The organism is Nonomuraea sp. NPDC049141 (assembly GCF_040648415.1).
Lineage (GTDB): Bacteria > Actinomycetota > Actinomycetes > Streptosporangiales > Streptosporangiaceae > Nonomuraea.
Genome location: NZ_JBEZDR010000033.1, coordinates 13,996 through 39,778, shown reverse-complemented (window position 1 = coordinate 39,778; position 25,783 = coordinate 13,996). Strand labels below are relative to the sequence as shown.

28 protein-coding genes are annotated in these 25,783 nt (G+C 69.3%); 21 read left to right on the top strand and 7 right to left on the bottom strand.

Annotation, left to right across the window (positions count from 1 at the left end):
* The first annotated feature begins 12 nt into the window (after positions 1-12).
* The 4 genes from AB0B91_RS58270 to AB0B91_RS58255 all read left to right on the top strand — a co-directional run bounded on the left by AB0B91_RS58270 (position 13) and on the right by AB0B91_RS58255 (position 3,588).
* Positions 13-543, top strand: a complete 531-nt coding sequence (locus tag AB0B91_RS58270; RefSeq protein ID WP_358340687.1) for a hypothetical protein — start codon at positions 13-15, stop codon at positions 541-543.
* Between the two features lie 5 nt (positions 544-548).
* Positions 549-1,301 carry a class F sortase gene (locus tag AB0B91_RS58265; protein WP_358340685.1) on the top strand — a complete coding sequence of 251 codons (753 nt, stop codon included), beginning with the start codon at positions 549-551 and terminating at the stop codon, positions 1,299-1,301.
* Between the two features lie 25 nt (positions 1,302-1,326).
* Positions 1,327-2,370, top strand: coding sequence for a hypothetical protein (locus tag AB0B91_RS58260; RefSeq protein ID WP_358340683.1), 1,044 nt, complete (start codon positions 1,327-1,329; stop codon positions 2,368-2,370).
* A 72-nt stretch (positions 2,371-2,442) separates the two neighbouring features.
* The gene (locus AB0B91_RS58255) at positions 2,443-3,588 is read left to right on the top strand and encodes an acetyl-CoA C-acetyltransferase (protein ID WP_358340681.1); all 1,146 of its coding nucleotides are present in this window, start codon (positions 2,443-2,445) and stop codon (positions 3,586-3,588) included.
* A 126-nt stretch (positions 3,589-3,714) separates the two neighbouring features.
* Here AB0B91_RS58255 and AB0B91_RS58250 read toward each other — a convergent pair whose 3' ends face one another.
* Together AB0B91_RS58250 and AB0B91_RS58245 are read right to left on the bottom strand one after the other, a co-directional pair.
* Positions 3,715-3,852 carry a hypothetical protein gene (locus AB0B91_RS58250; RefSeq protein WP_358340679.1) on the bottom strand — a complete coding sequence of 46 codons (138 nt, stop codon included), beginning with the start codon at positions 3,850-3,852 and terminating at the stop codon, positions 3,715-3,717.
* 171 nt (positions 3,853-4,023) lie between these two features.
* The gene (locus tag AB0B91_RS58245; RefSeq protein WP_358340677.1) at positions 4,024-6,492 is read right to left on the bottom strand and encodes a tetratricopeptide repeat protein; all 2,469 of its coding nucleotides are present in this window, start codon (positions 6,490-6,492) and stop codon (positions 4,024-4,026) included.
* A 180-nt stretch (positions 6,493-6,672) separates the two neighbouring features.
* Here AB0B91_RS58245 and AB0B91_RS58240 point away from each other — a divergent pair, with 180 nt between their 5' ends.
* Complete coding sequence (locus tag AB0B91_RS58240) at positions 6,673-7,128, top strand: carboxymuconolactone decarboxylase family protein (protein ID WP_358340675.1); 456 nt, start codon at positions 6,673-6,675, stop codon at positions 7,126-7,128.
* 90 nt (positions 7,129-7,218) lie between these two features.
* A complete protein-coding gene (locus AB0B91_RS58235) occupies positions 7,219-7,674 on the top strand; it encodes a DUF1801 domain-containing protein (protein ID WP_358340673.1) in 456 nt (151 codons plus the stop codon).
* A gap of 3 nt (positions 7,675-7,677) precedes the next feature.
* On the opposite strand, the gene AB0B91_RS58230 is transcribed toward AB0B91_RS58235, so the two are convergent.
* A complete protein-coding gene (locus AB0B91_RS58230; protein ID WP_358340671.1) occupies positions 7,678-8,292 on the bottom strand; it encodes a TetR/AcrR family transcriptional regulator C-terminal domain-containing protein in 615 nt (204 codons plus the stop codon).
* Positions 8,289-8,720, bottom strand: coding sequence for a hypothetical protein (locus AB0B91_RS58225; protein ID WP_358340669.1), 432 nt, complete (start codon positions 8,718-8,720; stop codon positions 8,289-8,291). The genes AB0B91_RS58230 and AB0B91_RS58225 overlap by 4 nt, the downstream gene beginning before the upstream one ends.
* 108 nt (positions 8,721-8,828) lie before the next feature.
* On the opposite strand from AB0B91_RS58225, the gene AB0B91_RS58220 reads away from it, so the two are divergent.
* The 4 genes from AB0B91_RS58220 to AB0B91_RS58205 all read left to right on the top strand — a co-directional run bounded on the left by AB0B91_RS58220 (position 8,829) and on the right by AB0B91_RS58205 (position 12,685).
* Positions 8,829-9,371 carry an RNA 2'-phosphotransferase gene (locus AB0B91_RS58220; RefSeq protein WP_358340898.1) on the top strand — a complete coding sequence of 181 codons (543 nt, stop codon included), beginning with the start codon at positions 8,829-8,831 and terminating at the stop codon, positions 9,369-9,371.
* 76 nt (positions 9,372-9,447) lie between these two features.
* Positions 9,448-10,896, top strand: coding sequence for a serine hydrolase domain-containing protein (locus AB0B91_RS58215; RefSeq protein WP_358340667.1), 1,449 nt, complete (start codon positions 9,448-9,450; stop codon positions 10,894-10,896).
* Positions 10,893-12,035, top strand: a complete 1,143-nt coding sequence (locus tag AB0B91_RS58210) for a histidine kinase (protein WP_358340665.1) — start codon at positions 10,893-10,895, stop codon at positions 12,033-12,035. The genes AB0B91_RS58215 and AB0B91_RS58210 overlap by 4 nt, the downstream gene beginning before the upstream one ends.
* Positions 12,032-12,685 (top strand): response regulator transcription factor, encoded by a 654-nt coding sequence (locus AB0B91_RS58205; RefSeq protein WP_358340663.1) that lies wholly within the window; start codon positions 12,032-12,034, stop codon positions 12,683-12,685. The genes AB0B91_RS58210 and AB0B91_RS58205 overlap by 4 nt, the downstream gene beginning before the upstream one ends.
* On the opposite strand, the gene AB0B91_RS58200 is transcribed toward AB0B91_RS58205, so the two are convergent.
* Positions 12,675-13,157: an Lrp/AsnC family transcriptional regulator gene (locus tag AB0B91_RS58200; protein ID WP_358340661.1), complete on the bottom strand. Its 483-nt coding sequence runs from the start codon at positions 13,155-13,157 to the stop codon at positions 12,675-12,677. The two genes, AB0B91_RS58205 and AB0B91_RS58200, sit on opposite strands and share 11 nt — an antisense overlap.
* 80 nt (positions 13,158-13,237) lie before the next feature.
* On the opposite strand from AB0B91_RS58200, the gene AB0B91_RS58195 reads away from it, so the two are divergent.
* The 5 genes from AB0B91_RS58195 (at position 13,238) to AB0B91_RS58175 (ending at position 19,675) form a co-directional block, all read left to right on the top strand.
* Entirely contained in the window at positions 13,238-14,434 is a 1,197-nt protein-coding gene (locus AB0B91_RS58195) for an amino acid permease (protein WP_358340659.1), read from the top strand.
* Between the two features lie 91 nt (positions 14,435-14,525).
* Positions 14,526-16,388: an acyl-CoA dehydrogenase family protein gene (locus AB0B91_RS58190; RefSeq protein WP_358340657.1), complete on the top strand. Its 1,863-nt coding sequence runs from the start codon at positions 14,526-14,528 to the stop codon at positions 16,386-16,388.
* A 188-nt stretch (positions 16,389-16,576) separates the two neighbouring features.
* A complete protein-coding gene (locus AB0B91_RS58185; RefSeq protein WP_358340655.1) occupies positions 16,577-17,836 on the top strand; it encodes an extracellular solute-binding protein in 1,260 nt (419 codons plus the stop codon).
* 70 nt (positions 17,837-17,906) lie between these two features.
* Positions 17,907-18,791 (top strand): sugar ABC transporter permease, encoded by an 885-nt coding sequence (locus AB0B91_RS58180; RefSeq protein WP_358340653.1) that lies wholly within the window; start codon positions 17,907-17,909, stop codon positions 18,789-18,791.
* On the top strand, positions 18,791-19,675 hold the full coding sequence (locus AB0B91_RS58175) for a carbohydrate ABC transporter permease (protein ID WP_358340651.1): 885 nt from the start codon (positions 18,791-18,793) through the stop codon (positions 19,673-19,675). Before AB0B91_RS58180 ends, AB0B91_RS58175 begins: the two co-directional genes overlap by 1 nt.
* Before the next feature lie 90 nt (positions 19,676-19,765).
* On the opposite strand, the gene AB0B91_RS58170 is transcribed toward AB0B91_RS58175, so the two are convergent.
* Positions 19,766-20,500 (bottom strand): class I SAM-dependent methyltransferase, encoded by a 735-nt coding sequence (locus AB0B91_RS58170; protein ID WP_358340649.1) that lies wholly within the window; start codon positions 20,498-20,500, stop codon positions 19,766-19,768.
* Positions 20,501-20,608: 108 nt separating this feature from the next.
* Here AB0B91_RS58170 and AB0B91_RS58165 point away from each other — a divergent pair, with 108 nt between their 5' ends.
* Both AB0B91_RS58165 and AB0B91_RS58160 read left to right on the top strand, forming a co-directional pair.
* On the top strand, positions 20,609-21,166 hold the full coding sequence (locus tag AB0B91_RS58165) for an RNA polymerase sigma factor (RefSeq protein WP_358340648.1): 558 nt from the start codon (positions 20,609-20,611) through the stop codon (positions 21,164-21,166).
* Positions 21,153-22,076, top strand: coding sequence for a hypothetical protein (locus AB0B91_RS58160; RefSeq protein ID WP_358340646.1), 924 nt, complete (start codon positions 21,153-21,155; stop codon positions 22,074-22,076). Before AB0B91_RS58165 ends, AB0B91_RS58160 begins: the two co-directional genes overlap by 14 nt.
* Here the strand turns inward: AB0B91_RS58160 and AB0B91_RS58155 are convergent.
* A complete protein-coding gene (locus AB0B91_RS58155; protein ID WP_358340644.1) occupies positions 22,065-23,084 on the bottom strand; it encodes an adenosine deaminase in 1,020 nt (339 codons plus the stop codon). The genes AB0B91_RS58160 and AB0B91_RS58155 overlap by 12 nt on opposite strands.
* 68 nt (positions 23,085-23,152) lie before the next feature.
* On the opposite strand from AB0B91_RS58155, the gene AB0B91_RS58150 reads away from it, so the two are divergent.
* The 4 genes from AB0B91_RS58150 to AB0B91_RS58135 are packed head-to-tail and all read left to right on the top strand — an operon-like array spanning position 23,153 to position 25,766.
* Positions 23,153-23,653: a SigE family RNA polymerase sigma factor gene (locus AB0B91_RS58150; protein WP_358340642.1), complete on the top strand. Its 501-nt coding sequence runs from the start codon at positions 23,153-23,155 to the stop codon at positions 23,651-23,653.
* A complete protein-coding gene (locus tag AB0B91_RS58145) occupies positions 23,650-24,549 on the top strand; it encodes a PASTA domain-containing protein (protein WP_358340640.1) in 900 nt (299 codons plus the stop codon). The genes AB0B91_RS58150 and AB0B91_RS58145 overlap by 4 nt, the downstream gene beginning before the upstream one ends.
* Before the next feature lie 41 nt (positions 24,550-24,590).
* Positions 24,591-25,229 (top strand): hypothetical protein, encoded by a 639-nt coding sequence (locus tag AB0B91_RS58140; RefSeq protein WP_358340638.1) that lies wholly within the window; start codon positions 24,591-24,593, stop codon positions 25,227-25,229.
* 42 nt (positions 25,230-25,271) lie between these two features.
* Positions 25,272-25,766 (top strand): hypothetical protein, encoded by a 495-nt coding sequence (locus AB0B91_RS58135; RefSeq protein WP_358340636.1) that lies wholly within the window; start codon positions 25,272-25,274, stop codon positions 25,764-25,766.
* Positions 25,767-25,783: the final 17 nt, after the last annotated feature.

Sequence of the window (25,783 nt, the reverse complement as noted above, 5' to 3'; positions counted from 1 at the left end):
GTTGGTGCGTCCATGACGCCCCTCGCACCGGTCACCGCCAAGGCCACCATGCCCATCCCGCCGGTCCTGATTTCGCTCACGCCCAAGGCGACCGGTGTGATCGCCGTTGTGCCCGACGACTTCATCCTGCAGGTGGGCCCCACAAGCGGCACGGCACCGTCTACTTGGTACACCTGCAGCGTCAAGACCGGTTCCGAGGCCGAGGCGACCGCCGCGGCGGCTCTGATCACCGTCGCGACCGCCGGCACCACCCCCACCGGCACTCCGACCAGCAGTTCCACCCCCACCACCACGCCAACGACCACCCCCACCAGCTCGTCCCCCAAGCCCACCAAGACGCACACCAAAATCGTCACCAAGACGCCCACTGCTACGAAGACCACCACCAAGAGCTCCAAGACCCCCAAGGCCGGAGCCGACACAGGTGGTGGCGGTGACATGGGTCCCGACGGCAGGATGATCGTGCTGACCGGATCCCTACTGATCCTCGCCGCCGGCGTTGGAGGACTCGTGCTGCGTCGCCGTACCATCTCCAAGGGCTGACCGACGTGGCCGGACAGTACCCCTACGGGGGTGAGCCGCCGCAGGACAGGGGAAGCACGGTCCTCAGGTCGGTGCTGATCCTGGCCGCCGTGGCCGGGGTGGTGACCGTGGTGGCGGGGCTGTTGATCGTGCTGCGTTCGCCCCAGGAGTATGGTCTGGCCAGCCAGCGTGACACGCTGCCCGTCACCGTTCAGCCCGACGGCAAGGCCACGGGACAGCCGGCACAGGCCCTGTTCAAGGCGGCCCCCACGGCGCCGCCGCCGTTGCCGGCGCTGAACCCGGCACCCCCGATGCTGCCGTCCACCCCGCAGCGGATCGTGATCAAGCGGCTGGGGATCAACGCGCCGGTCCAGTCCGTCGGGCTCGCCAAGGACGGGACCATCCAGGTGCCGCCGGCCGACAACCCCAACCTGGCCGGCTGGTACCGGAACATGTCCACCCCCGGCGAAGCCGGTCCGGCTGTGATGCTCGGGCACAAGGACACCCGGACGCGCAGCGCCGTCTTCAGTCGCCTGTACGAGATCCGCAACGGCGACACCATCGAGGTCAAGCGGCAGGACCACACGACCGCCGTGTTCACCGTCGGTGGCGTGGAGCAGGCGAGCAAGAAGACGTTCCCCACCCAGCGGGTCTACGGCAACCAGACCAACGCCCAGCTGCACCTCATCACCTGCGGCGGCACGTACAACCGCAGTATCGGTCATTACACCGACAACATCATCGTCTATGCGACGATGACAAGCTCCTATCGAGGCTGAACGCGGAGGCGCGCGCATGGGCTGGATGGCTAAGCGGAGACTGCGTACTGGCCCGACGGCGGCCCTGCCCGCCAAACCGAGCCAGGCAGATCTCCTGCGAGTGGTACGACTGGCCGACCCGGAGGCCCGCGAGGACGGCGGTGACGTCGTGGCGGTGGACGTCCGCGTGCACGCCCCGGTCGAGGCCGAGCCCGCGTTGGTGGGCGACGAGCTGGAACAGGTGTGGGCCTGCCGGGTGGTGGCCGAAGGGCCCCTGCCGTTCGACTACTTCGACCGTTACCTGGCCGAGGGGATCGCCTTCCGCCTCGGTGGGCTGGCCGTGTGCAGGGGAGAGGTGACCGATCCCGCCGACGACGATCGCGGCGGCCCGGCGGTGATCCTTCCGGTACGGCCGACGCCGGACGAACTGCGAGCGGTGCTGAGCCGCATCGAGGGCGGCCACAAAGCCGAAACAGGCGACAGCGACGATGCCGACGGCGCCACGGACGTGGCGACCTCGGACGCCGCGACCGAGGACGCGGCGATCACGGGCACCGCGACCGAGGCCGCCGTACCTGAGGACGCCGCGATCGCCGACGCCGCGACCGCAGATGCGGACGCGGATGCGGAGGTCGACGCGGATGCGGTCGCGAGCACGGACGCGGATGCGGACGGCGACGGCAAGCCCGACGTCGCGACCGCGGACACCGAGAGTGCCGCAGACGTCGACAGCGAAGCCGAGTCTGAGGCCGACGCCGCGACAGTGGACGCCGATGGTGACGCGGATGCCGACGGAGAAGCCGAAGCGGTTGCCGAGGTCCCCGCTGCCGGCAGCGACGCCGACCAGGACGATTTCCTCTACACGGTCGGCGACATACGGATCCTCGTGGTCCCGGAGAAGGGCCGGCCGCCCGCCGTGCAGGAGCTGCTGCCCTTCGCCACCGAGCTGACCGCGATCGAGCTGCGCGGCGATGACCCCGCGAAGGTCGGCGCGCTCGCACTGCGTCTGTCGGACGAGCTGAACGGGCTGATCGTGGACCGCTGGCGGTTCCGGATCGACGCGGTGGAGGACCTTCTGCCTCCGGGGTGACGGGGCGCAGAGCATCGTTCTGTTGTAGTCTCTCCCTAATAACCGAACAATGCTCGGTTTCAGGAGGGCACTGTGGCAGAGGCGTACATCGTCGGGGCGGTCCGTACCCCGGTCGGCAAGAAGAAGGGCGGCCTTTCCACCGTCCACCCCACTGACCTGGCCGCTCACACGCTGAAGGCGCTGATCGACCGCACCGGCGTCGACCCCACCGCGGTGGAGGACGTCATCATGGGGTGCGTCATGCAGTTCGGCCCCCAGAGCATGGACATCGCGCGGAATGCCTGGCTCTCGGCGGGACTGCCGGAGACCACGGCCGGTGTCACCATCGACCGGCAGTGCGGCTCCTCGCAGCAGTCGATCCACTTCGCGGCGCAGGGCGTCATGTCCGGCACCCAAGACCTGGTCGTGGCGGCCGGAGTCGAGTCGATGAGCATCGTCCCCATGGGCTCGTCGATCACGGCCGCGCTGGAGAAGGGCATGCCGTTCCCGTTCGGCGACATGTGGGTCGAACGGTACGGCAAGCAGGAGATCTCACAGTTCCGCGGCGCGGAGCTGATGTGCGAGAAGTGGGGCCTCAAGCGCGACGAGCTGGAACGGTACGCCTTCGAATCCCACCAGCGGGCCGCCAAGGCCATCGCGAACGGCCACTTCAAGGACCAGATCGCCCCCATCAACGGCGTCTCCGACGACGAGGGACCGCGCGCGGACACGACCCTCGAGAAGATGGCCGGGCTGAAGACGCTCAAGGAAGACGGCCAGATCACCGCCGCCACGGCGTCGCAGATCTCCGACGGCTCGGGCGCGGTGCTGATCGCCTCGGCGCAGGCCGTGAAGGACCACGGGCTGACCCCGCGCGCCCGCATCCACCAGCTCGCGCTCATGGGTGACGACCCGGTGTTCATGCTGACGGCGCCGATCCCGGCGACGCGGCGGGCGCTGAAGAAGGCGGGGATGTCGATCGATGACATCGCGGTCACCGAGATCAACGAGGCGTTCGCGCCGGTGCCGCTGGCGTGGATGAAGGAACTCGGCGCCGACCCGGCCACCGTCAACCCCAACGGCGGCGCCATCGCCCTGGGTCACCCGCTGGGCGGGACGGGCGCGATCCTGATGACCAAGCTGCTGCACGAGCTGGAGCGCACGGGCGGCAGGTACGGCCTCCAGACCATGTGCGAGGGCGGCGGCCAGGCCAACGTCACCATCATCGAGCGCCTCTGACCCTGTTACTCAGTCCTGACGACGGTGCCCCGGCTCCTCGAACGAGGGGCCGGGGCACCGCGGGGAGTGCGGCGCGCCCATGGCGTCGGGTCGCGCGCCGCACGTACTACCATCCCGGGTAGTGGACTAGCGTCCCTTGGACGGGATCCGCCTGGGCGGCGCGATGGGCCGCTGCGGCATCCTCGGCATCTGCCGGGGAACCGGCGGGCTCTCCTGCCCAGGGAGGTTCTTGCCGTTTTTCTTCTTGCCTGAACGAACTCGCATGAGGAAGCTCCTTTACAAAACTCACGACGCGGCCCATGGCCGGTCGACAAGCTCAGCTGCCGCGTCTTGGACGAGATCGGCGGGTGTGCGCACCGCCGGACGGGTTGCCGAATTACAGGTAAAGGCGCATGTCATCGACCCTATGCGCGTGCACTGCCCATCGCAACTGATTTATTCGCGCGTCCTTGTGAGCTCCTGGCGGATGGCCTGCGCCGTCGCGCGGTGCTCGGTGGCGGCAGCCGGATCCGTCCCGTCGAGCACGGCCGCGATCCCCTCGTGGGCCAGTGCCTCCTTGTACCGGTAGCCCACCTTCCGGGCCAGTTCGAGTGCTTGACGGTGCAGGCGCAGTGCCTCGTCGGGCAGGCCGGCCAGCCGGCAGGTCTCGCCGTAATCGTGGAAGAAGTGCATCTTCCACTCTTCCTCGAACAGCTCGTCCAGGAGCGTGAACGCCTGCCGATGGCTGGCCAGCGCCTCTTCGTAGCGGCCCATCTGACGCAGGGCGACGCCCAGGCAGTTGAGACACCACGCCTCGTTGTGTTTGTGGCCGTCCTCGCGGGCGAGTTCCAGTGCTTGGCGCAGGTGCGCCGCGGCCTCGTCGGGTCGCTCGTGGGCGATGGCCATGCCGAGGGTGATCCGGGCGGTCAGCGCGGCCGGCCAGGCGGGGTCGGGGTGCGGGATGTTCAGCACCTCGCGGGCCAGCCGCGCCGCCTCCTCACGGTGTCCCAGCTGCAGCAGCGCCCAAGCCTCGTAGGCGCTCGCATGGGCCGCGCCCATCGGGCAGCCGGCGTCGGCGTACAGCTTCCCCGCCAGCCGGAAGAGGTCGAGTGGCTCCTCGACATGGCCCTCGTCCCACCCCAGGAGGCCGCGGCGCATGATCAGGTCCGCCTCGGAGCGGATGTCCCCGGCCTGGGACAGCAGCGGTGCCGCCGCCTCGTACGCGGCGCCGGCCTCCGCCATCCGGCCCGCGTTGTAGCGGGCGAAACCCAGGTCGCTGTGCGCCTCGGCCAGTTGCCGCGGATCGCCCAGGCGCTGGGCGGCGGTCAGCGATCGCTCGAAGAGGACGTTGAGGTGCGTCGTGCCGCAGCGCCGCGCGAAGAACGCCCGCATGAAGCGCGGCAGCTCGCTCGCGTGCGCGTCGGCTCCGGTGGCGACCGCCACCTCGAAGACGCCCATCAGGTTCGTGTACTCCGTGGCGAACCAGCCGAGAGCAGCGTGCTTGTCGGTGAACCGCGGCAGCTCGGCCGGGGGCCGGCCCGCGGAGGCCGCGCGGCTGCCGGACACGTCCGGCATCGCGGCGTCGGCGGCGGCCGCCGCGTGCACGTAATAGTCGAGCACCCGGCCCAGCGCCTGCTCACGCTCCGCCGGAGAATCCTGCTCCGCGGCGGCTCGGCGCGCGTGCTGGTGCACCAGGTCGTGCAGCGTGTAGCGACCAGCCGACGGCTGCTGGACGAGGTGCGCGTCGAGCAGGTCCTCCAGCATCGCCTGGGCCCTGCGCAGCGGTACGTCCGCCAGCGCCGCGGCCACGTACTCGTCGAAGGACGACCCGGACAGCAGGCCCAGCAACCGGAACAGCCGGCGCTCGGCCCGGCCCAGCTGCCGTACGGACATGGCGAACGCGGTGTCGAACTCGCTCGCGCCCTCCGCCATGCGTTCGACGAGGATGCCCACGGTCCAGCCCGGCCGGTGCCGCAGCCGGGCCCCGGCCAGCCGCAGGGCCAGCGGCAGATGGCCGCACAACCGCAGCACCTCGGCCGCGGACTCCGGGTCGCGGGCCAGCCGGCCGTCGGGGCCGCTGGGATCGCCGCTGGCGCGGACCAGTAGCTCCGCACTCTCCTCCGGGGTCAGCACGTCCAGTGACACCGGGGGCACCTCCTCCAGGCCCAGCAGCCGGTTGCGGCTGGTGATCAGGGCGACGGAGGGGCCCGCGCCGGGCAGCAGCAGGCGGACCTGGTCAGCACTGGCGGCATTGTCGAGGACCACGACGGCCCGCCGACCGGCGAGTTCCGACCGCCAGCAGGCGGCCAGCGGCTCGACACCACCCTCCTGCGGGATCTTTTCCGATGGGACGTCGAGGGCGGCGAGCAAGGTCCGCAGCGCGGGATCGGGATCGAGTGGTTCCCGCCCGTCGGTGAACCCGTGCAGGTCCAGATAGAGCTGGGCGTCCGGGTACTCGGCGGCGAGCCGGTGCGCGGCGTGCACCGCAAGACAGGTCTTTCCGACGCCCGCCATGCCGTCTAAGGCGACCACCCGGCTGCCGTCCACCGCGGCGAGTACGGCGGCGAGCTGGGCCTCACGTCCGGTGAAGTCGGGCACGTCGCGCGGCAGATCGTTGCGGGGCGGGCGTGGGGCACCGGCGGGCGCCGACGGGGGCTGGACCTGGCGGCTCGTCTTCGGAGGCGCCGGCAGGGGGTTCGTGGCCCGTTCCCACAAGGGGCGCAGCGGACGAGGGTCACGCTTGACGAGGCGGCAGAGCTCGATCACCACGGGCCAGGGCGGCACCGACTGGCCGCTGAGGTAGCGCGACAGCGACGACGAGCTGAGACCCGTGTCCCGCGCGAGGGCCCGCACGCCGCGCCCGGACAGCTCCTGGAGCAGACGCAGCCGGGCGGCCAGTTCGTCTTGAGGGTCCGCCTTGGTCATCCGCTGTGTCCTGCCTCTCTGTCCCACCGCCGAAGCAACTTACCTGGACGAATCGCCGCAGGCCATAGCCGTTTCAGCTGTCCCACGGTGTCCCATCGCCATCGTCATGGCAAGCCCGTTCGGCTGTTATGGAGTCACGCCCCGAGGGACGGGGCGCCGATCCGGAAGAGGAGAACCACAATGCAGTCCCGTATGCAGAACCCGGCCGCCATCCTGCCCGACGCGATGCAGCCCATCCAGCAGCTCTTCAAGGCCGTGCACGCCGGTGGGGTGGACGGTCAGACCCTGGAGCTGGTGCACCTGCGGGTCAGCCAGATCAACGGCTGCAGCGCCTGTGTCGACGCGGGCGCCAAGAGCTCCCGCAAGGCCGGGGTGAGCGACGAGCGGCTGGCCACGGTCGCCGCCTGGAGGGAGGCCCCGTACTTCACCGAGGAGGAGCGGGCGGCGCTCGAACTGGCCGAGGCCGCGACGCGGCTGGCCGACCGTCCCGACGCGGTGAGCGACGAGGTCTGGGACAGGGCCGCCACCTATTTCGACGAGAAGCAGTTGGCCGCGATCGTGCTGATGATCGGCGTCACCAACCTGTTCAACCGGCTCAACGCCACCACCCGGCAGATCGCCGGCGCATGGGGGTGAGCGGTGCGCGGTCCCGGACCCGCGGCCCGGGACCGCTCGCCTCACCTTTGCCAGCCCGTCGTCGCCCATACCAAGAGGGAGATTTCCACCATGAACGAAACGCGTAAGTCTGACCAGAAGTTCGATGGGTTCACCGACGAAGAGCGAGCCGCGATGAAGGAGCACGCCCAGGAGCTGAAGACGGCCGCGCGCCGCGGCTCGCGCGCGGCCAAAGCCGACGGGGAGCGCGACGTGCTCGCGAAGATCGCCGAGATGGCGGAAGCGGACCGGGTCCTCGCTGAGCGGATCCATGCGGTCGTCAAAGCCGGCGCGCCGGCTCTGTCACCGAAACTCTGGTACGGGATGCCCGCCTACGCCAAGGATGGCAAGGTCGTCTGCTTCTTCCAGAGCGCGGAGAAGTTCAAGGCGAGGTACGCCACCCTCGGCTTCAACGACCCGGCGAACCTCGACGACGGCACCATGTGGCCGACCGCCTTCGCGCTGACGAAGTTGACCGCCGACGACGAGGCGCGGATCGCCACACTCGTGCGGCAGGCGGCGGGCTGAGGGTCAACGCTCTTGACCGAGCCGCCCCTCGAACCCCGAAACCATGGCCCGCATCCCCGCCTCGAACCACTGGTCGTAAAACGCCACCACCGCCGTGCCGTTCGGTTGCGGGGCGTCAGTGCTGCCCGGTGGGGTGCCGACCTGGGCCAGGGCGTGGCCCAGGACGTAGACGGCGATCGACTGGATGGCGGTGAGCGCGTCCTGACGCGGGATCCCCGCCGCCCCGAAGCGGTCCAGCAGCCCGGCCAGCAGCTCCAGCCCCAGATCGATGTCCACCGGATGGGTCGCCAGCAGTGGCACGGCGTGCGGATGACCGAGCAGCATCCGCCGGTAGGCCCCCGCGAACCGGGCGAGTGCCTCGGGCCACGGCATGTCCGCTTCGAGGTCGATCACGGCCTCGGCGAACAGGTGATCGACCACCGCGGCGAGCACCGCGTCCCGGTTCGGCAGGTGGCGATACAGGGACATGGCCGCGACCCCGAGCTGGGTGCCGAGGCGGCGCATGGTGAGCGCGTCGAGCCCCTCGGCGTCCAGTACGTCGATGGCCGCGGCCACGATCCGTTCGCGGGTCAGGACGGCTGGGCGTCCCCTGCCGCGCCGGGGTGCGGGCTCGTTCATCCACCCAGGGTAACGATCAGCGTGGTGGCCAGCATGAGCAAGGACAGAGCGCCCACCACCAGGTGCTGAACGTCGATCACCACCTCATGCCCCTCGGTCGGCAGGATCTTGAGCGTCCGGCTGTACTCGCGCTGATAGGTCTCCCGCTGGGCGGCCGTGCCGCCGCGGAAGTAGGGGAGCCACCAGTTCCGTACGTGTCCGCCGACTATGAGCACGCAGAGCGCGGTGGCGGCGATCAGCGACCAGGTCTGGTGCAGTGCGACCCCGGCGGCGATCAGTAATGGGAACGGGTAGTTGACGCAGGCCGCGAGCACGCGCTGGCCGATGTTGCCGGGCCGGAGGTCGTTCAGCGGGAACATCGGCACCCACTCGGTCACGACGAGCCAACCGAGCCAGACGAACAGGACGATGATCGCGATGGTGGACATGGTGCTACCTCTCGATTGATTTTGAGTACGTTGTAAGCGTACGTAGTACACAAAATGGCCGCAATGGGGTTGCCGGAGATCGGGTCGCTGGGACATGCTCGGGGGATGATGGACGACCGGAGGCTGGTGCGGATCTCGAAATACCTGGCCAAGCACCTACGCCATGAGCCCGAGCGGATCGGGATCGAGCTGGACGAGCGCGGCTGGGTGGAGGTCGACGTCTTCCTGCGGGCCGCAGCCTCCCACGGGTTCCCCATCGACCCGGCTGACCTGCAGCGGGTCGTGGCAGGCAACGACAAGCAGCGGTACGCGCTGGAGAACGGCAGGATCCGGGCGAACCAGGGCCACTCCATCGAGATAGACCTGGACCTGCCGGTGGCGGAGCCGCCCGCGTACCTCTATCACGGCACGGTGGCGAGGAGCCTGCCCGCGATCCGGGCCGAGGGCCTGCGGCCGATGAACCGCCACCACGTCCACCTGTCGCCCGACCGCGAGACGGCCACGCGGGTGGGAGCCCGGCGGGGCAAGCCGGTGGTCCTGTCGGTGGACGCGGGGGCGATGCACGAGGCCGGACACGAGTTCCGCGTCAGCGCCAACGGGGTGTGGCTGGTGGACGGGGTGCCACCGGCGTTCCTCCGCTTCCCGGACTGACATCAGACTTTCGTCAGGGGTGGTCCTGGACGGTCGGCGGATCTTTTCCGGTCGGCTGATTCCTACCGTCGTCACCATGAAACCCAAGCTCATCGGCGCCCTCGCCGCGGCGACGGCGCTGATCGCCGCACTGTCCGCACCCTCAATCGCGCAGGCCGCGTCGAGCGCCGAGCTGACCCCCGCCGCCATCGACACCTACCTCGGCAAGGTCATGGAGACTACGGCTCTGCCGGGTATATCCGTCGTGGTCACCCACAACGACCGAGTGATCCACGCCGCCGGCTACGGTCAGGGCTCCGACGGCAAGCCCGTCACCGCCGACACCCCCATGCGGGTCGCTTCTCTCAGCAAGTCGTTCACCGCCATGGCCGTGCTGACGCTGGCCGACGCGGGCAAGATCCAACTGGACCAGCCGGTCGCCGAGCAGCTGCCCGGCTTCCACATGGCGGACCCGCGCGCCACGACGATCACCGTACGTCAGCTGCTCAACCAGACCTCCGGCCTGTCCGACACCACCGTCGACATCAGCGCGCTGGAGGAGACCACCTCCCTCACCCAGTACGTGGATCGGCTCAAGACCGGCACGCTCGCCACCGCCCCTGGCACCAAGTGGGCGTACTGCAACGTCAACTACGACCTGGCCGCCCGCCTGGTCGAGGTCGCCGGCGGCCAGAGCTTCGACGACTACCTGAAGCAGCACGTCTTCGCCCCGCTCGGCATGACCCACAGCGCCCTGCGACAGGAGCAGGTCCGGCCGTCGGACGGCTACAACTCGGTGTTCGGCGCCTGGATGGCTGGTCCCGAACTGCCCGGGTTCCTCGACGGCAGCGGCTCCGGCGGGGTCATCACCACCGCCGCCGACATGGGCGCCTGGCTGGTCAGCCAGAACGGCAAGGGCAAGCAGCTCGTCACACCCCAGAGCCTGCGGACCATGCACGCCCCGTCGAAGATCAGCGACTACGGCATGGGCTGGAGCCTCGACGGCGACACCAAGCTGTACGTGCACTCCGGCAACCTGTTCACCTATACCGCCGTCGAAGCGATCTCCCCCGAGACCGGCTACGGCTTCGCGGTCATGACCAACAGCGCGGCCCTCACCGACGACACGTACGCCGTCGCCACCGGTCTCTTCGCGATGACCCAGGGGCGGACGCCCGAGGTGCCCGGTGGTGGGCGGCAGACGTTCGAGCTGGTGCTCGGCCTCATCGGGCTGGCGGCCGTCGGGTTGGGCATCGTGGGCGTAGCGCGGTCACGACGCTGGGCGGCCAGGCGGGCCGGGCGTCCCGGGTGGCGAATCGCGTTGCGGATGCTACCGGTGCTGCTGCCGGTCGCAGTATTGGCGGCATATCCGGACATGATCTCGTTCATCTCGAACGGGCGGACGGTCACCTGGGCCCAGCTCACCTACTTCCCCGTGCCTCTCACGATCACCCTGACGGTCGCGGCGCTGGCAGGCGCGGCCACGACGGTGATGCGGCTCGTCCGGCTGCGGACACTACGGCGCTCGATAGGGTCTAGCAGGTGAGAAACGGGGCGATTCTGGCGGTTGTCGCGGGGATCAGCCTGGTCAACGGGCTGCACCTCGACTACATCCCGGTCTGGCGGCAGTTGCTGTTCGTGGTGGTGGCCGTGGTCGCCTACCTGCACGGCCGGCATCTTCCGGTACGCCGGGACTGGCTGGTCCTGGGGACGGTCGCGATACCCGGTGTCGTGGCGCTGGGGGTGGACCTCTGGGACGGTGTGGGCGCGCTGATGTCCCTGGGGCTGTTCGCGGTGCTGCCCTGGTTGGCGGGGCGGTTCCGGCGGCAGCAGGCGGAGCTGGTCGAGGCGGGACGGCAGCGCGTCGGTCAGTTGGAGCGGGAGCAGCAGTACACCGCCGAACGCGTCAAGCTCCATGAACGCGCTCGTATCGCCTCCGACATGCACGATTCGCTCGGCCACGAGCTGGCGCTGATCGCGCTGCGGGCCGGGGCCCTGGAGCTGGCCGCCGACATGAGCGAGGCGAACCGGGAGGCGGCCGCCCAACTGCGGGTCTCGGCGGTGACGGCCACCGACCGGTTGCGCCGTACCGTCGGCCTGCTGCGCGACTCGGGCAGCGCCACGACGGACCCACCGGACGAATCGATCGAGGCACTGGTCGAACGGGCTGTGCGGGCCGGCATGGCGGTGACCCTGCGTCGCGACGAACGGTCGGCGATCCTGCCGCCCCTGCTGGACCGGGCCGCGCACCGGGTGACGCAGGAGTCACTGACCAACGCCGCCCGCTACGCGCCCGGCGCCGAGGTCCAGGTCACCATCGAACACAACGCCGGTACGCTCACTGTCACCGTGACCAACGCACCCCCGCCCACAGAACCGGCCTTGGCCGACGACGACGCCAAGCGAGGGTCGGTGCCGGTGGGCGGCCGTGATGGTGGACGGCCCGTGCGGGTCGGTGACCACAGCGGTCGGCCGGTCCCGAGTCCCGGCGGTGGGGCGGTGCCCAACGGTGCTGGCGGTGGCACCGGGCTCGCGAGCCTGCGAGAACGGGTCCGGCTACTGGGCGGCACGCTGCAGGCCGGACCAACCGGCGCGGCCGCCCCGAACGTGGCGCCGCACATCGGTGGGTTCGCCGTGACGGCCCGGTTCCCCTGGCGGCCGTCCGACACAGGAGAAAGCGCATGATCCGAGTCCTACTGGCCGATGACGAGCCCATGGTCCGGGCAGGGGTCAGGTCGATCCTGGCCACCGACACCGGCATCGAGGTGGTCGCCGAGGCCGGTGACGGCCGGGAGGCCGTCGAGCTGGCCCTCGCGCACCGGCCGGACGTGGCGATGCTCGACATCCGCATGCCCCGCCTGGACGGCCTGGCCGCGGCGGCCGAATTGCGGGCCGTGCTGCCGGACGTGGCGGTGGTCATGCTGACCACGTTCGACGAGCGCGAGTACGTGGCCAGGGCGCTGCAGGAGGGCGCGGCCGGTTTCCTGCTCAAGGCCGCCGACCCGCGCGAGCTGATCATCGGCGTCCGGGCGGTCGCGGGCGGCGCGGCGTACCTGTCGCCACGCATCGCCCACCAGGTCATCGCCGAGCTGAACGACGGCCGGCTCACCCGCACCACCACAGCCCGCAAACGGACCGAATCCCTCACTCCGCGCGAACACGAGGTGCTGGCCCTCGTCGGCTGCGGCCTGTCCAACCAGGACATCGGCCGCGAGCTGTTCCTGTCGCAGGGCACGGTCAAGGCCCACGTCAGCGCCATCCTCCTGCGGCTGGAGGTGACCAACCGCGTCCAGGCCGCGATCATCGCCTACGAGGCGGGCCTGGTCACGGACTGAGGACATCCGAAGGCTCGTACGGCAGCAGACTCGGCGCGGTGTTGTGCACCTGCTGGAAGATGACCGACGTACGGAACCCGGCGATCTCCCGCCGCTTGCTGAGCCGGTCGAGCAGGAAGGCGTGCAGGTGGTCCAGGTCCTGGACCGCCACGTGCAGCAGGAAGTCGTCCCCACCCGCCAGGACGAACACGCTCAGCACCTCCGGCTGCTCGGCCGCCGACTGCTTGAACGTCTCGATGACCGTCCTGCTGAGCGGACGTACCTGGACGGAGACGAGCGCCTGGACGCTGCGGTTCAGTGCCGCCGGGGCGATGTCGGCGTGGTAGCCCCGGATGACCCCGCGCCGGGTCAGGGCGCGGACGCGTTCCAGACAGGTGGAGGGGGCGACGCCCAGCTGTCTGGCCAGTTCGCGGTTCGATTGCCGCGCATCCGTTTGAAGAAGCCGAATGATTCCCGAATCAAGTTCATCCACAGCGGCATTATCTCTTCGGAACCAGCCAAACGTTCGCCAGCAGGCGGGAAGCATCACGCATTCGACTAATTTCGGCTGCTATGTCGGAACAAACGAAAGGTCGCCTGAGTGCCGGACAGGGCACGGCGATGCTGCTGGGCGGGGTGCTCGGGCCGGGCATGCTGGTGCTGCCGCAACTGGCCGCCCAGGCCGCGGGCCCGGCGTCGATCCTGGCCTGGGTGGGCCTGCTGGTGCTGAGCGCACCGGTGGCGATCACGTTCGCCACGCTCGGCGCGCGCTACCCGAACGGCGGCGGGGTGGCCGCCTTCACCGGCCTCGCGTTCGGCGGCCGGGCCGCCGCGGTGGTCGGCTGGTGGTTCTACGGCGCGGTTCCGCTCGGCATCGTGGCCGGCGCGCAGGTGGGCGCGGTCTACGTCGCCGAGACCCTGGGCGTGGACCAGACCATCGCCGCCGCCACCCTGCTCGCCGCCGCCTTCCTCGCCAACGCCGCGGGCCTGCGCACCTCCGGGCGCCTCCAGGTGACCTTGGTACTCCTCCTGATCGCGCTCCTGGCGACAGCCGTCGTCACCGCTGCGCCACGCGCCAGCGCCGCGAATTTCACCCCATTCGCCCCGTACGGCATGGCAGGCGTGGTCTCCGCGGCCGGCGTGCTCTTCTTCGCCTTCGTCGGCTGGGAAGCCGCCACCCACCTGTCCGCGGAGATCGGCGACATCAGAAGGGCCACCACGGTGACCCTGCTCGTGATCTCCGTCCTCTACCTGAGCGTCTCCATCGCCTCGATCGCCGTCCTGGGCCGCCCGGCCCCCATGTCCGCCCTGCTGGAGACCGGCATTGGCGCCGCGGCCGGTCCGATCACGATGGCTGCGGCCATCGCCCTCACCTTCGGCGCCATCAACACCTACATAGCCGGCGCCGCCCGCCTGGGCGCGTCCATGGCCGGGAGCGGATCCCTGCCGTCCTGGTTCGGCAGAGGCGGCGCACCTGGACAGACCCCCTACCGCAGCCTGGCCCTGCTGGCCGCCCTGACCGGCCTGGTCATGCTGTTGCCGGCCGACCTCGACACCCTCATGCGGGCCACCTCGGCCTGCCTGGCCGCGGTGACCACGGCGGGAGTGGCCGCGGCCACCCGAATCCTGCCGCCGGGAACGCAGCGCAACACGGCCATCGCGGCGACCGCCCTGTCATGCATAGCCCTGGCCTGCTGCGGCACATACCTAGCAGTGCCGGCGGCTCTGTCCCTGATAGCCCTGCCGGTGGCAAAGCGGCAACGAGCGTAGGCCCGAAACCGGGTGCGGCGGGTGGCGGGCGACCCGGGCTTGCCGTAGAAGAAAGAGAAAGAGACCCCTCACCGAACGGAAGAGGGACGCGATGACCGACTACGCAAAGGCGAGAGAGCTCGGCGAGCAGGCCCGCGAGAAGGAGTGGACCCGCCCGAGCTTCGCGAAGCAGCTGTTCCTTGGAGACTTCCGCCTCGACCTGGTCTATCCCGCACCCACGCTGGCCGACGAGGCGACCAAGCGGGGGGAGGACTTCGTCAGAGCCGTCCGGCGGTATCTGGACACGCACGTCGATCCCGCCGCGATCGAGCGGACCGCGCAGGTGCCCGACGAGGTGGTCAAGGGACTGGCCGAGCTCGGGGCGTTCGGGATCACGATCAGTCAGGACTACGGCGGGCTGGGCCTGCCGTACCTGTACTACTGCCGCGCGCTCATGCTCGTCGGGTCCTACTGCCCGGCGCTGGCCACGCTGCTGTCGGCGCACCAGTCGATCGGGGTGCCGCAGCCGCTCAAGCTGTTCGGCACCGAGGAGCAGAAGCGGGAGTACCTTCCGAGGTGCGCGCGCGGCGAGGTGTCGGCGTTCCTGCTGACGGAGCCGGACGTGGGCTCCGACCCGGCGCGGCTGTCCACGACCGCCGTCAGGGACGGCGACGACTACGTGCTCGACGGCGTCAAGCTGTGGACGACGAACGGCGTAATCGCTGACCTGCTGGTCGTCATGGCCCGCACCGGCAAGAAGATCAGCGCGTTCGTGGTCGAGGCCGACTCGCCCGGCATCACGGTGAAACGGCGCAACGCGTTCATGGGGCTCAGGGGCATCGAGAACGGTGTCACCGAGTTCTCACAGGTCAGAGTGCCTGCCAAGAATCTCATCGGGCGTGAGGGCGAAGGGCTGAAGATCGCGCTCACCACGCTCAACACCGGGCGCCTGTCGCTGCCGGCCACCTGTGCGGGCAATGCCAAGTGGGCGGTGAAGATCGCTCGCGAGTGGAGCAACGCCCGGGTGCAGTGGGGCCGCAAGGTCGGTGAGCACGAGGCCGTCGCCACGAAGATCGCTTTCATCGCGGCCACCGCCTACGCCCTGGAGGCCGTCTGCGAGCTGACCAGCCGCATGGCCGACGACCAGCGCAACGACATCAGGATCGAGGCCGCGCTGGCCAAGCTCTACGCCTCCGAGCTGTCGTACCAGGTGCTCGACGAACTGGTCCAGATCAGGGGCGGGCGCGGCTACGAGACCGCCGAGTCGCTGGTCGCGCGGGGCGAACGCGGGGTGCCGGTCGAGCAGATGCTGCGCGACTCGCGGATCAACCGGATCTTCGAGGGCTCCTCCGAGATCATGCGGCTGCTGATCACCCGCGAGGCGGTCGACGCCCACCTGTCGGCGGCCGGGGAGCTGATCAACCCCGACGCGTCCAGGAAGGAACGCGCGCAGGCGCTGCGACAGGCCGGCCGCTTCTACGCCCGCTGGCTGCCGAGCCTGGTCGCGGGCAGCGGCAACCTGCCCGCCGGCTACGCCGAGTTCGGCCCGCTGGCCGCCCACCTGCGCTTCGTCGAGCGGACCAGCAGGAAACTGGCCCGGTCCACCTTCTACGGGATGTCCCGCTGGCAGGGGCGGCTCGAACACAAGCAGTCGTTCCTCGGCCGGATCATCGACATCGGGGCCGAACTGTTCGCGATGACGGCGGTCTGCGTCAAGGCCGAGGAGGACGCCCACGACCTGGGGCGGCGGCCGTACGAGCTGGCGGACACGTTCTGCCAGCAGGCGCGGCGCCGGGCGGAGGCGCTGTTCGCCAGGCTCTGGGACAACAGCGACAGCCAGGACACGCGCCTGGCCCGCTACGTCCTCGAAGGCCGTTACACCTTCGTCGAGGAGGGCATTCTCGACCCGTCCATCGAAGGGCCGTGGATCGGATCACCGCAGGGCGGGGAGAACGTACGGAGAAAGATCCTCTGACGCGCGGTCTAGACCGGTTGTGAGGTTTTTCGCGCCTGAGTGTTTTCAAACCGAGACCAACCGGTATAGACCAGACGCCAAATCGGGGCTTACTCTGACGCAAACGCGTTGAGCTGCGACTCACGCACCCTGCGGCTGGTACGGACCAGCAAGACCCGTCCGATGAGAAGGCGGTACTTTCGGTGAACATGAAACTTGTGGGCGGTGCCGCTCTCGGCTTGGCGACCGTGCTGGTCCTGTCCAGCTGCGGCTCGGGAGGCGATTCCGGGAGCACTCCGAAGGCCTCCGCCGGCGGCGCGGTGACGCTCAAGATGGTCGCCGCCGACTACGGCGACGGCCCGGGCAAGCCGAACTCGGGCGAGACGTTCTGGAAGGGCGTCGTGGACGAGTTCCAGGCGGCGAACCCGAACATCAAGGTCGACGTCCAGGTCATCAACTGGAACGACATCGACAAGCAGGTCGCCACCATGGTCCAGAACGGCCAGGTGCCCGACATCCTGCAGACCGGCGACTACTCCGGCTTCGTCAAGGACCAGCTCCTCTACAAGGTCGACGAGGTCCTGTCGCCCAACGTCTCCGGCGACATGCTGCAGAAGTTCGCCGACTTCGGCAAGGTCGACGGCGCCGCGTACGGCATCCCGTTCGTGTCCTCGGCCCGCGCCCTGTTCTACAACAAGGACCTGTTCAAGAAGGCCGGCATCGCCGAGCCGCCCAAGACCTGGGACGAGCTCAAGGCCGACGCCGAGAAGCTGAAGAAGGCCGGCGTCAGCCAGCCCTTCGGCCTCCCGCTCGGGCAGGAGGAGGCCCAGGCCGAGTCGTTCCTGTGGATGCTCGGCAACGGCGGCGGCTACAAGGACGCCTCCGGCAAGTGGGCGATCAACTCCCCGCAGAACGTCGAGACGTTCAACTACGTGAAGGGCCTGGTCAACGCCGGCCTGACCACCCCGAACCCGGGCACCAAGGACCGTAAGACCGTCTGGGAGGACTTCGGCGCCGGCAAGGTCGGCATGGTCAACGGCGGCCCCATGTCCATCCCGATCTTCGACGCGGCCGGGCTGAAGAACTACGGCGTCGCGCCGATCCCCGGCAAGTCCGGCCCGCTCGACACCACGCTCGGCGTCATGGACTGGATCATGGCGTTCAACAAGAACGGCCACGCCGCCGAGATCAAGAAGTTCTTCGACTTCTTCTACACCGGCAGCGCCGCGCAGAAGATCAGCGACACCTACAAGCTGCTGCCCGTGACCAACGGCGGCATCCAGAAGCTGTCGGGCGACGAGAAGCTCAAGCCGTTCCTCGACGCGCTGCCCAACGCCAGCTTCTACCCGTTCCAGGACCCGAAGTGGGCCGAGGTCAACCCGGCGATCAAGCAGACCATCGGCGGGGCCGTCAAGGACGACCCGGCCAAGGTGCTCGGCGAACTCCAGAAGACCGCCGAGGGCAGCTGACCCTTCGGGGGCCCGTACGGCCGGCGCTCCGCGTCCAGAGCGCTGGCCGTACCGTTATGGAAGGTTCCGCATGAAAAGGTTGCGCGCCCTGGAGCCCCTAGCCTGGGTCGGGCCTGCTGTCGTACTGATCGCCCTGGTCGTGCTCTGGCCGGTGGTCGAGATGATCCGCTCGTCGTTCCTGAAGATCAGCCGGTTCGGTGTGGTCCAGGGCGGGAACGGCGTGGCGAACTACGAAAAACTGTTCGGTGAGAAGGACTTCGCCGACATCATGGTCCGCAGCGTGATCTGGGTGGTCGCGGTCGTCGCCCTGACCGTGCTGATCTCGCTGGCCCTGGCCCAGCTCTTCAACCAGCGTTTCCCCGGCCGTAAAGTTGCCCGCTGGGCGCTGATCGCGCCGTGGGCGGCCTCGGTGCTGATGACGGCGATCATCTTCAAGTGGATGCTCGACCCGGAGGTCGGCGTCATCAACCAGATCAGGCTCAAGCTCGGCCTGATCGACGCGATGGGCGGCGCCTCGGCCGACCAGCTCGGCGACGCCTCGACGGCGATGCCGTGGCTGATATTCGTCGCGGTGTTCGTGTCGGTGCCGTTCACCACGTACGCGCTGCTGGCCGGTCTGGCGACCATTCCCAACGACGTCTACGAGGCGGCCAAGATGGACGGCGCCACCCGGCTGCGGACGTACTGGTCGATCACCCTGCCGCTGCTCCGGCCCGCCCTGACCGTCGCCGCGCTGATCAACGTCATGAACGTCTTCAACAGCTTCCCGATCATCTGGGCGATGACCCACGGCCAGCCCGGATATTCGACGGCGACCTCGACGATCCTGATGTTCATCCTCAAGGGCTCCAACATCGGCGAATCCGCCGCCATGTCGGTCGTCAACTTCGGCATGGTGATCATCCTGACCGCCATCTTCCTCAAGGTGTCCCGCTGGAACAAGGAGGTGGCGTGATGGCCGTCAAGACGGCGCCGACGCTGGCCACGCACCACCACGCCAAGCCCCACCGTGCCCCTGCACGCCGGATGCCCAAGCTCAAGACCGTGGTCATCGCGGGCAGCGCGTACGTGATCGCGCTCATCTTCCTGTTCCCGTACCTGGTGATGCTGCTCACCTCGCTGCGTCCCCAGGAGACGCTGCGCGACGTGACGTTCTTCCCGACGCAGTGGGAGTGGTCGAACCTGGCCAACTTCTGGACCAGCGGCCTGGCCGGGAACCTCATGGTCACGCTCAAGGTGGCGGCGGGTTCGACCGTTCTGGTGCTGCTGGTGGCGCTGCCGGCCGCGTACTACTCGGCCCGGCACAACTTCAGGGGGCGTACGGCGTTCCTGATCCTGGTGCTGATCACCCAGATGTTCCAGCCGACGGCCATGCTGGTGGGCATCTACCGGGAGTTCTACCAGTTCGGGCTGGTGGACTCGATCTGGTCGCTGATCCTGGTCAACGGCGGGTTCAACCTGGCGTTCGCGGTGTGGATCCTGAACGCGTACTTCTCCTCGATCCCGCGTGAGCTGGAGGAGGCGGCGTTCATCGACGGCAACGGGCGGTTCGGGGCGTTGTTCCGGATCACGCTGCCGCTGGCCATGCCCGGGGTCATCACCGCGCTGATCTTCACCTTCATCGCCGCGTGGAACGAGTTCGTGGTGGCGCTGACGCTGACCACGACCCCGGCGAACCAGCCGCTGACGGTGGCGCTCAACTCGTTCATCGGTCAATACCAGGTGGACTGGCAGAACCTCTTCGCCGGTTCGGTGATCGCCACCATCCCCGTGATCATCCTCTTCGCTCTGATCGAGCGAAAGGTGGTGGGAGGTCTGACGGCGGGCTCCATCAAATAACCCGCCACGACAGCCATCCCCGCCCGGGCCCTCCTCCACCGGCCCGGGCCCCTCAGCCGCCCCGCTCGCCGGTGGCGGCTGAGGTGGTTTCTACTGGGGTACGCGGGCGACGCAGAAGACGGTCTGGCCGAAGGGAGGCCGGATGAAGCGCTCGATGAGACGCGTGGCCGGGACCACCGTCCGGTCGTAGATCTTCACGAGTCGCGGATCCGGGTAGCCCACGCCGCCCCGGCGCACGGCCGCCCACCAGGCGATGCCGCCCAGGAAGTTGATCGGCTTCAGCACCTCGGCGTCCAGCCCCGCCTTGGCGACCGTCGCGCCCAGGGTCTTGGGGGTGTAGCGCTGGACGTGCCCGACCTTGCGGTCGAAGTCTCCATAAAGCTGCATGTAGCCGGGCACCCAGATGATGATCCGCCCGCCGGGCTGCGTGACCCTGGCCAGCGAACGCAGCGCCTCGGCGTCCTCCTCGATGTGCTCCAGGACGTTCATCAGCACGACGGTGTCGACCTTGTCCTCAAGCGGGATGTCGGTCGGCAGCCCGAACTGCAGCACGCTGATGTCGTCGCGTCCCTCGAAGCGCTTGCCGAGCTGCTCGACGCAGTAGGGGTCGAAGTCGCTCACCACGAGCCGGTCAAGACGCGGCAGGAACTGCTCGGCGAAATGTCCCAGCCCAGAGCCGATCTCCAGCATCGAACGACCGACATGCGGGGCGACCATGTCGAACTCGTACTGCCGATAGTTCTTGGCCTCGTCCCCACCTAGGTGGTTCTCCAGGGCCTCGTCGCCGGCCGCCGGTTGTACTACACGGTCATACCCAGAAGACATAGTGCCGTTCCTTCGAAGGGCTCATGGATTTGCCCGAGTCTAATGCCCCAGCAGCGCCGATGGTCACCTGATGCGCCAACCGCCCTTCCCACAACCCCCATAAATGCGGTGAAATCTGACTCATTCATGGACGACGACGAGGCGATAAGCCGCTCGCTCGCCGGTGACCTGTCCGCCTACGAGGCGCTGGTCGCCCGCTACAGCGCGCTCGCGCACCGCACCGCCGCGATGCTCGGAGCGGGGGACGAGGCCGAGGACGTGGTGCAGGAGGCGTTCGTCAAGGCGTTCAGGCATTTATCGTCCTTCCGTAGGGACGCCCCTTTCCGGCCGTGGCTGCTGCGGATCGTGGCCAACGAGACGCACAACCTCACCCGGTCGCGCGGGCGTAGATCCGAGCTCGCCGTACGTCTCGGCGCCACGGCCGACGTCACGGCCCCCGACGACCCGGCGGGCTCGGCCATCGCCACGGACCGGCGCGCCCGCCTGCTGGAGGCGGTACGCCACCTGCCCGAACGGGAACGTCAGGCGGTCGTCTGCCGGTACTTCTTGCAGCTGACGGAAGCGGAAACCGCCCAGGTGCTCGACTGGCCGCTCGGCACCGTCAAGTCCTGTACTCATCGCGGCCTCGCGAGGCTCAGGGAGGAGGTGGGCAGTGAGCTCGCATGACCCCTTCGACGACCTGGCCGCCGAACTCACGGCCCTCGCCGACTTCCTTGACGTGCCCAGCTCACCTCCGGCCGACGTGGCGGCAGCCGTCCGCGCCCGCCTGGAGCCCACCCAAGCCACGCCTACGACTCGTGAGACGTCCCCCAAGGCGACTCCTGAGGCGTCCCTTGAGGCCGCCCCTGAGGCTGAGGCGTCCCCTGAGGCCGCCCCCGAGGCTGAGGAGGCCTCCGAGGAGCGCCCTGAGGCGCCCGGTGTGCCCGACACCAGGCGGCACCCCCCGGCGCCGGGTCGGCGGGACGATGAGCGGCGGCCTCCGGCGCAACGTAGGCGGCGCGCCAGATGGCAGATCGTGACAGCCATCGTCCTGGCCGTCATAGCCATCACGGCCGCCACCCCCCAGGGCCGAGCCGCTGTGCGGGCGATCCTCCACTACGCGGGCATCGAGCTGCGCGTGGGCGACTCCACCCCCGAGCCCGTCATCACCCCCACCACCCTGCCGGGCGAGCACGCGGTGGCCCCGGCAGATCTCGCCGAACAGGTGAAGTTCCCCATCAAGACCCCCACCGCGCTTGGCACCCCCGAGCGCGCCACGGTGAGCGACAACGGCCGCGTGGCGTCGATGTTCTGGCCGGGCGGCATCCGCCTGGACCAGTTCGACGGCACGCCCAGCCCGTACTTCTTCAAAACCATGGGCCCACCCTGGCCCGAGGACATCCAGGTCGCGGGCGTCACCGCCTGGTGGCTCGGCGGCTCGCACCCCCTCGGCTACATCAAGCGCGAGGACGGCACGTCGGTCCCCCTGCGCCAGGCCGAACCCACCCTCATCTGGCAGTCCGGCACCACCGGCTACCGCCTGGAAGGAGCCGGCACCAAGGAGCGCGCCGCCGAAATAGCCGCCTCACTCCGGTGAGGCCAGCCAATCGTCGATCTCCTTCAGCAGCTCCTTACGCACATCCTCCGGCGCCGTGGACGCCTTGATCGACTGCCGCGCCAGCTCGGCGATCTCCGCGTCGCCGAAGCCGTAGGCCTCCCGCGCCAGCTCGTACTGCCGCAACAACCGCGCCCCGAACAGCAGCGGGTCGTCGGCCCCCAACGCGATCGGCACCCCCGCGTCGAACAGCCTGCGCAACGGCACGTCCGCCACCCGCTCGACGACCCCCAGACCCACGTTGGAGGTCGGGCACACCTCGCAGCAGATCTGCCGCTCGGCCAGCCGTTCCATCAGCCACGGGTCCTCCGCCGCCCGCACCCCGTGCCCGACGCGATCCGCGCCGAGGTCGTCCACGCACTGCGCGACGCTCCGGGGCCCGAGCAGCTCACCCCCATGCGGTACGGCCAGGAGCCCGGCGCGCTTGGCGATGCGGAACGCCCGCTCGAACTCCCGGGCCGCACCGCGACGCTCGTCGTTCGACAGCCCGAACCCGACGACCCCCTTGTCCAGGTATTGCGCCGCGAGCCTGGCCAGCGTGTTGGCGTCGAGCGGGTGCTTGGTGCGATTGGCCGCCACGACCACCGCGATCCCGATGTCCGACCGGGCGGCGGCCTGGGCGGCGGCGTCCAGCATGAGTTCCAGAGTCGCCGTCAACCCGCCGAACTGCGGCGCGAACCCCGACGGGTCCACCTGGATCTCCAGCCACCGCGACCCGGCCGCCGCCTCGTCCTCGGCCGTCTCCCGCACCAGCCGGTAGACGTGCTCCGGCCGCCACAGCACCGACCTGGCGATGTCGTACAGTCGCTGGAACCTGAACCAGCCGCGCTCGTCGGTGGCGTGCAGCTGGGGCGGCCAGTCCTGCTCCAGTGCGTCGGGCAGGTGCAGGCCCTGTTCGCGAGCCAGCTCGATCAGCGTCGTATGCCGCATCGAGCCGGTGAAGTGCAGGTGGAGATGAGCCTTGGGCAGCAGGTCAAGCGGGCGTGGCATTTCCATATCTTGCCACTCAACCTGTCCGGGCGTTCGCGCGTTGGGAGGGGCGAAAGGGGACCCCGCTCATGACGGATGAAGACGAAACGGCATTCGACGAGTTCCTTGCCGCCCGCAGCACATCGTTGTTACGCACCGCGATCCTGGTCTGCGGAGCCACCCACCACGACGCCGAGGACCTGGTCCAGCACGCTCTGGAGAAGGTCTACCGGCACTGGCGGCGGATCCGGCACGACAACCCCGAGGCGTACGCGCGGAAGGTCGTCGTGAACGCGGCGATCAGCCGGGCGCGGCGGCGGCGCGTCGTACAGGAGATCACGTTCGCCCGGCCGCCCGACACCGCCGCGAACTCCCCCGACCTGGACCTGCGCGACACGCTCATCGAGGAGCTGCGCAGGCTGCCGCCGAAGATGCGGGCGGTGATCGTCCTGCGCTACTGGGAGGACCAGTCGGAGGCGGTCACCGCGTCGCTGCTCGGCTGCTCGCTCGGCACGGTGAAGAGCCAGGCGGCCCGGGGCCTCGCCAAGATCCGCGAACGCATGACCGTCGCAGAAGGAGCGATCCGATGAAGGTTGAAGACGCCCTGGCCGAGGCCATGGCCGCGCACGTCGCCGACGTTCAGGCCACACCGTCACTGGGCCGGGACGTGCGCCGCCGCCACCGCGCGCACGTGATCAGAATCCGTACGGCCGGCGCCGCCCTCGCCACCGCGCTGGTCGCCGTGACCGTACCGGCGATGCTGAACTCGGCGGAACCCGCCAAGACCCAGCACACCGCCACCGGCCCGGACCGGGCCGTGGTGGACGCGGTGATCGTCCCGGAGGTCAGGGACATGCCCGTCGCCAAGGCGATCGAGACGCTGAAGCAGGCCGGACTGGTCGTCGAGGACCCGGAGACGGCCACCGCCAAGGGTCTGGTTCAGGTGCAGGACCCCGCTGCGGGCCAGGAAGTGGCGAAGGGGACGAACGTGCGGCTCACCGTCGCCCTGGCGTCGTCGATGCCGCAGGATCTCGGCGACCTGGGCGACGGCAGGAAGTTCGGCGGCATCCACGTCGGCTACCTCCCCGACGGGCTCGAATGGGGCAGGTGGTCGGGCAAGAACGGCTTCGGCAAGACGAGCTATACGACCACTTTCAAGGAGCCTGGGCAGGAAGAGGGCCTCTACGCCTTTCAGGTGGTCGTGTTCGTGGATGAGGCGAGCAAGCAGATCGCGCAGCAGTTGGCGAGGTACCCCAGCGAGGGCGCCGAAACCACCGACATCGGTGGTAAGCGGGCCTACCTGACGAAGGTCACCGAAGGCGGTGAAGTCGCCGCCGAGGGCGACAACGTCTCGACGAGCACCATCGGCTGGACACTGCGCAAGGGGCTGGCGGTCGAGGTGTACATCAGCCCGGACTATGCGAAAAAGGTCGACGCACGGGTCGAGCTGAAGAAGATCGCCGAAGGGATCGAACCCGTCAAGTGAACGGGGGGTACGGGTGAGATCAGACCGGGGATCTACCGTGCATGATGCCGGAGGGCGGGACCAGCGGTCAGGCGCTGCGCGCGATGCTGGCGTTCCTGGCGCTCGGGGTCGCTGCCTCGATCATCTATGGGCTGTTCTCCTCCGGATTCGGGCAGGTGCATCCCGTACCGGTGGGGGCGCCCCCACCGGTACGGACCGACGGGCCTTCGCCGGTCGCGGGTGGGGCGACTGCCCCGGCACCCGCACCGGCGCCCGTCCGGGGGGTGACCGTCACCGCTTCCAGCGCGTCGGCCCGGATCGCGGTGGTCTCGAACGACTTCTGGCTCACCTACCTGCCCGCCGGGCTGGATCGCGCCGACGGGGGAGCGATCGAACCCGACCAGGGCGCCTGGGCCAGATTCGCCCCCAAGACGAAGCCGGGCGGGTACGTCGAGGTACGGGTCGAGCACGGCCCGGTGGCCGCCGACTGGCTCACCTACCAGCGGCGGATCTCGCTGCGAACCCCCAGGGACACCACCGTCCGCGGTAGACCCGCCCTGGTCGGCAGGTATCCCGGGGGCGGCCTGATGATCGTCTGGCTGGAGCGCACGGGCACCGGAGCCTGGATCCGGGTCAGCGAGTCCTTGAGTGACGAACTCCTTCGTGTTGCCGCCTCGGTCAAGGCTCCTGTAGGAGACTAGGGACCTTTTCTGCGGTATTTCACTCGAAGTCATGGGGGGCTGATGCGACGCCTGGCAGCGGTCTTCCTCGTGTTCGCGCTGACCGCGTGCGGCGGACCCGCCGTGCCGGAGGCGGATCAGGAGGCGGACACGGTCACACCGGAGCCAAGCCGGGCCGAGCTGACGAACACGTCTCTGACCTGCGATTCCGGAGAGCTCGACATCGTGAACCTGCCCGCGGGGGTGGAACGCGCGGGCACGTTCGCGCGGGTGAAGTCACTGCGCGAGCAGCTCAAGGTGAAGGGCGTGCGATGGCGCAGGAACGACGAGGAACTGCTCGTCGCCGTGGTGTGCGGGGTGCATGGCGCCGAGCGGTTCGCCACGCTGGTCAGCCGGTCGAGCCTGGGCGCGTACCACGGCAAGCCCGCCCTGCGCTGGCGTACGCGGGGCGGGCTGAGCAACTTCATGTGGCTGGAAAGGCCGGGCACCGCGGTCTACATCGGCGCCACGCCCGGACTGGCCCGCGATATCGAGAAGGTGGCCGCGGGAGTCGGCTGACCCTCGCGGCCTGGGCC

Coding starts and splice junctions, on each gene's coding strand:
- AB0B91_RS58270 (WP_358340687.1), top strand. CDS start 13: ATGACGCCCCTCGCACCGGTCACCGCCAAGGCCACCATGCCCATCCCG.
- AB0B91_RS58260 (WP_358340683.1), top strand. CDS start 1,327: ATGGCTAAGCGGAGACTGCGTACTGGCCCGACGGCGGCCCTGCCCGCC.
- AB0B91_RS58250 (WP_358340679.1), bottom strand. CDS start 3,852: ATGCGAGTTCGTTCAGGCAAGAAGAAAAACGGCAAGAACCTCCCTGGG.
- AB0B91_RS58245 (WP_358340677.1), bottom strand. CDS start 6,492: ATGACCAAGGCGGACCCTCAAGACGAACTGGCCGCCCGGCTGCGTCTG.
- AB0B91_RS58240 (WP_358340675.1), top strand. CDS start 6,673: ATGCAGTCCCGTATGCAGAACCCGGCCGCCATCCTGCCCGACGCGATG.
- AB0B91_RS58235 (WP_358340673.1), top strand. CDS start 7,219: ATGAACGAAACGCGTAAGTCTGACCAGAAGTTCGATGGGTTCACCGAC.
- AB0B91_RS58230 (WP_358340671.1), bottom strand. CDS start 8,292: ATGAACGAGCCCGCACCCCGGCGCGGCAGGGGACGCCCAGCCGTCCTG.
- AB0B91_RS58225 (WP_358340669.1), bottom strand. CDS start 8,720: ATGTCCACCATCGCGATCATCGTCCTGTTCGTCTGGCTCGGTTGGCTC.
- AB0B91_RS58220 (WP_358340898.1), top strand. CDS start 8,829: ATGGACGACCGGAGGCTGGTGCGGATCTCGAAATACCTGGCCAAGCAC.
- AB0B91_RS58215 (WP_358340667.1), top strand. CDS start 9,448: ATGAAACCCAAGCTCATCGGCGCCCTCGCCGCGGCGACGGCGCTGATC.
- AB0B91_RS58205 (WP_358340663.1), top strand. CDS start 12,032: ATGATCCGAGTCCTACTGGCCGATGACGAGCCCATGGTCCGGGCAGGG.
- AB0B91_RS58195 (WP_358340659.1), top strand. CDS start 13,238: ATGTCGGAACAAACGAAAGGTCGCCTGAGTGCCGGACAGGGCACGGCG.
- AB0B91_RS58190 (WP_358340657.1), top strand. CDS start 14,526: ATGACCGACTACGCAAAGGCGAGAGAGCTCGGCGAGCAGGCCCGCGAG.
- AB0B91_RS58185 (WP_358340655.1), top strand. CDS start 16,577: ATGAAACTTGTGGGCGGTGCCGCTCTCGGCTTGGCGACCGTGCTGGTC.
- AB0B91_RS58180 (WP_358340653.1), top strand. CDS start 17,907: ATGAAAAGGTTGCGCGCCCTGGAGCCCCTAGCCTGGGTCGGGCCTGCT.
- AB0B91_RS58175 (WP_358340651.1), top strand. CDS start 18,791: ATGGCCGTCAAGACGGCGCCGACGCTGGCCACGCACCACCACGCCAAG.
- AB0B91_RS58170 (WP_358340649.1), bottom strand. CDS start 20,500: ATGTCTTCTGGGTATGACCGTGTAGTACAACCGGCGGCCGGCGACGAG.
- AB0B91_RS58155 (WP_358340644.1), bottom strand. CDS start 23,084: ATGCCACGCCCGCTTGACCTGCTGCCCAAGGCTCATCTCCACCTGCAC.
- AB0B91_RS58150 (WP_358340642.1), top strand. CDS start 23,153: ATGACGGATGAAGACGAAACGGCATTCGACGAGTTCCTTGCCGCCCGC.
- AB0B91_RS58145 (WP_358340640.1), top strand. CDS start 23,650: ATGAAGGTTGAAGACGCCCTGGCCGAGGCCATGGCCGCGCACGTCGCC.
- AB0B91_RS58140 (WP_358340638.1), top strand. CDS start 24,591: ATGATGCCGGAGGGCGGGACCAGCGGTCAGGCGCTGCGCGCGATGCTG.
- AB0B91_RS58135 (WP_358340636.1), top strand. CDS start 25,272: ATGCGACGCCTGGCAGCGGTCTTCCTCGTGTTCGCGCTGACCGCGTGC.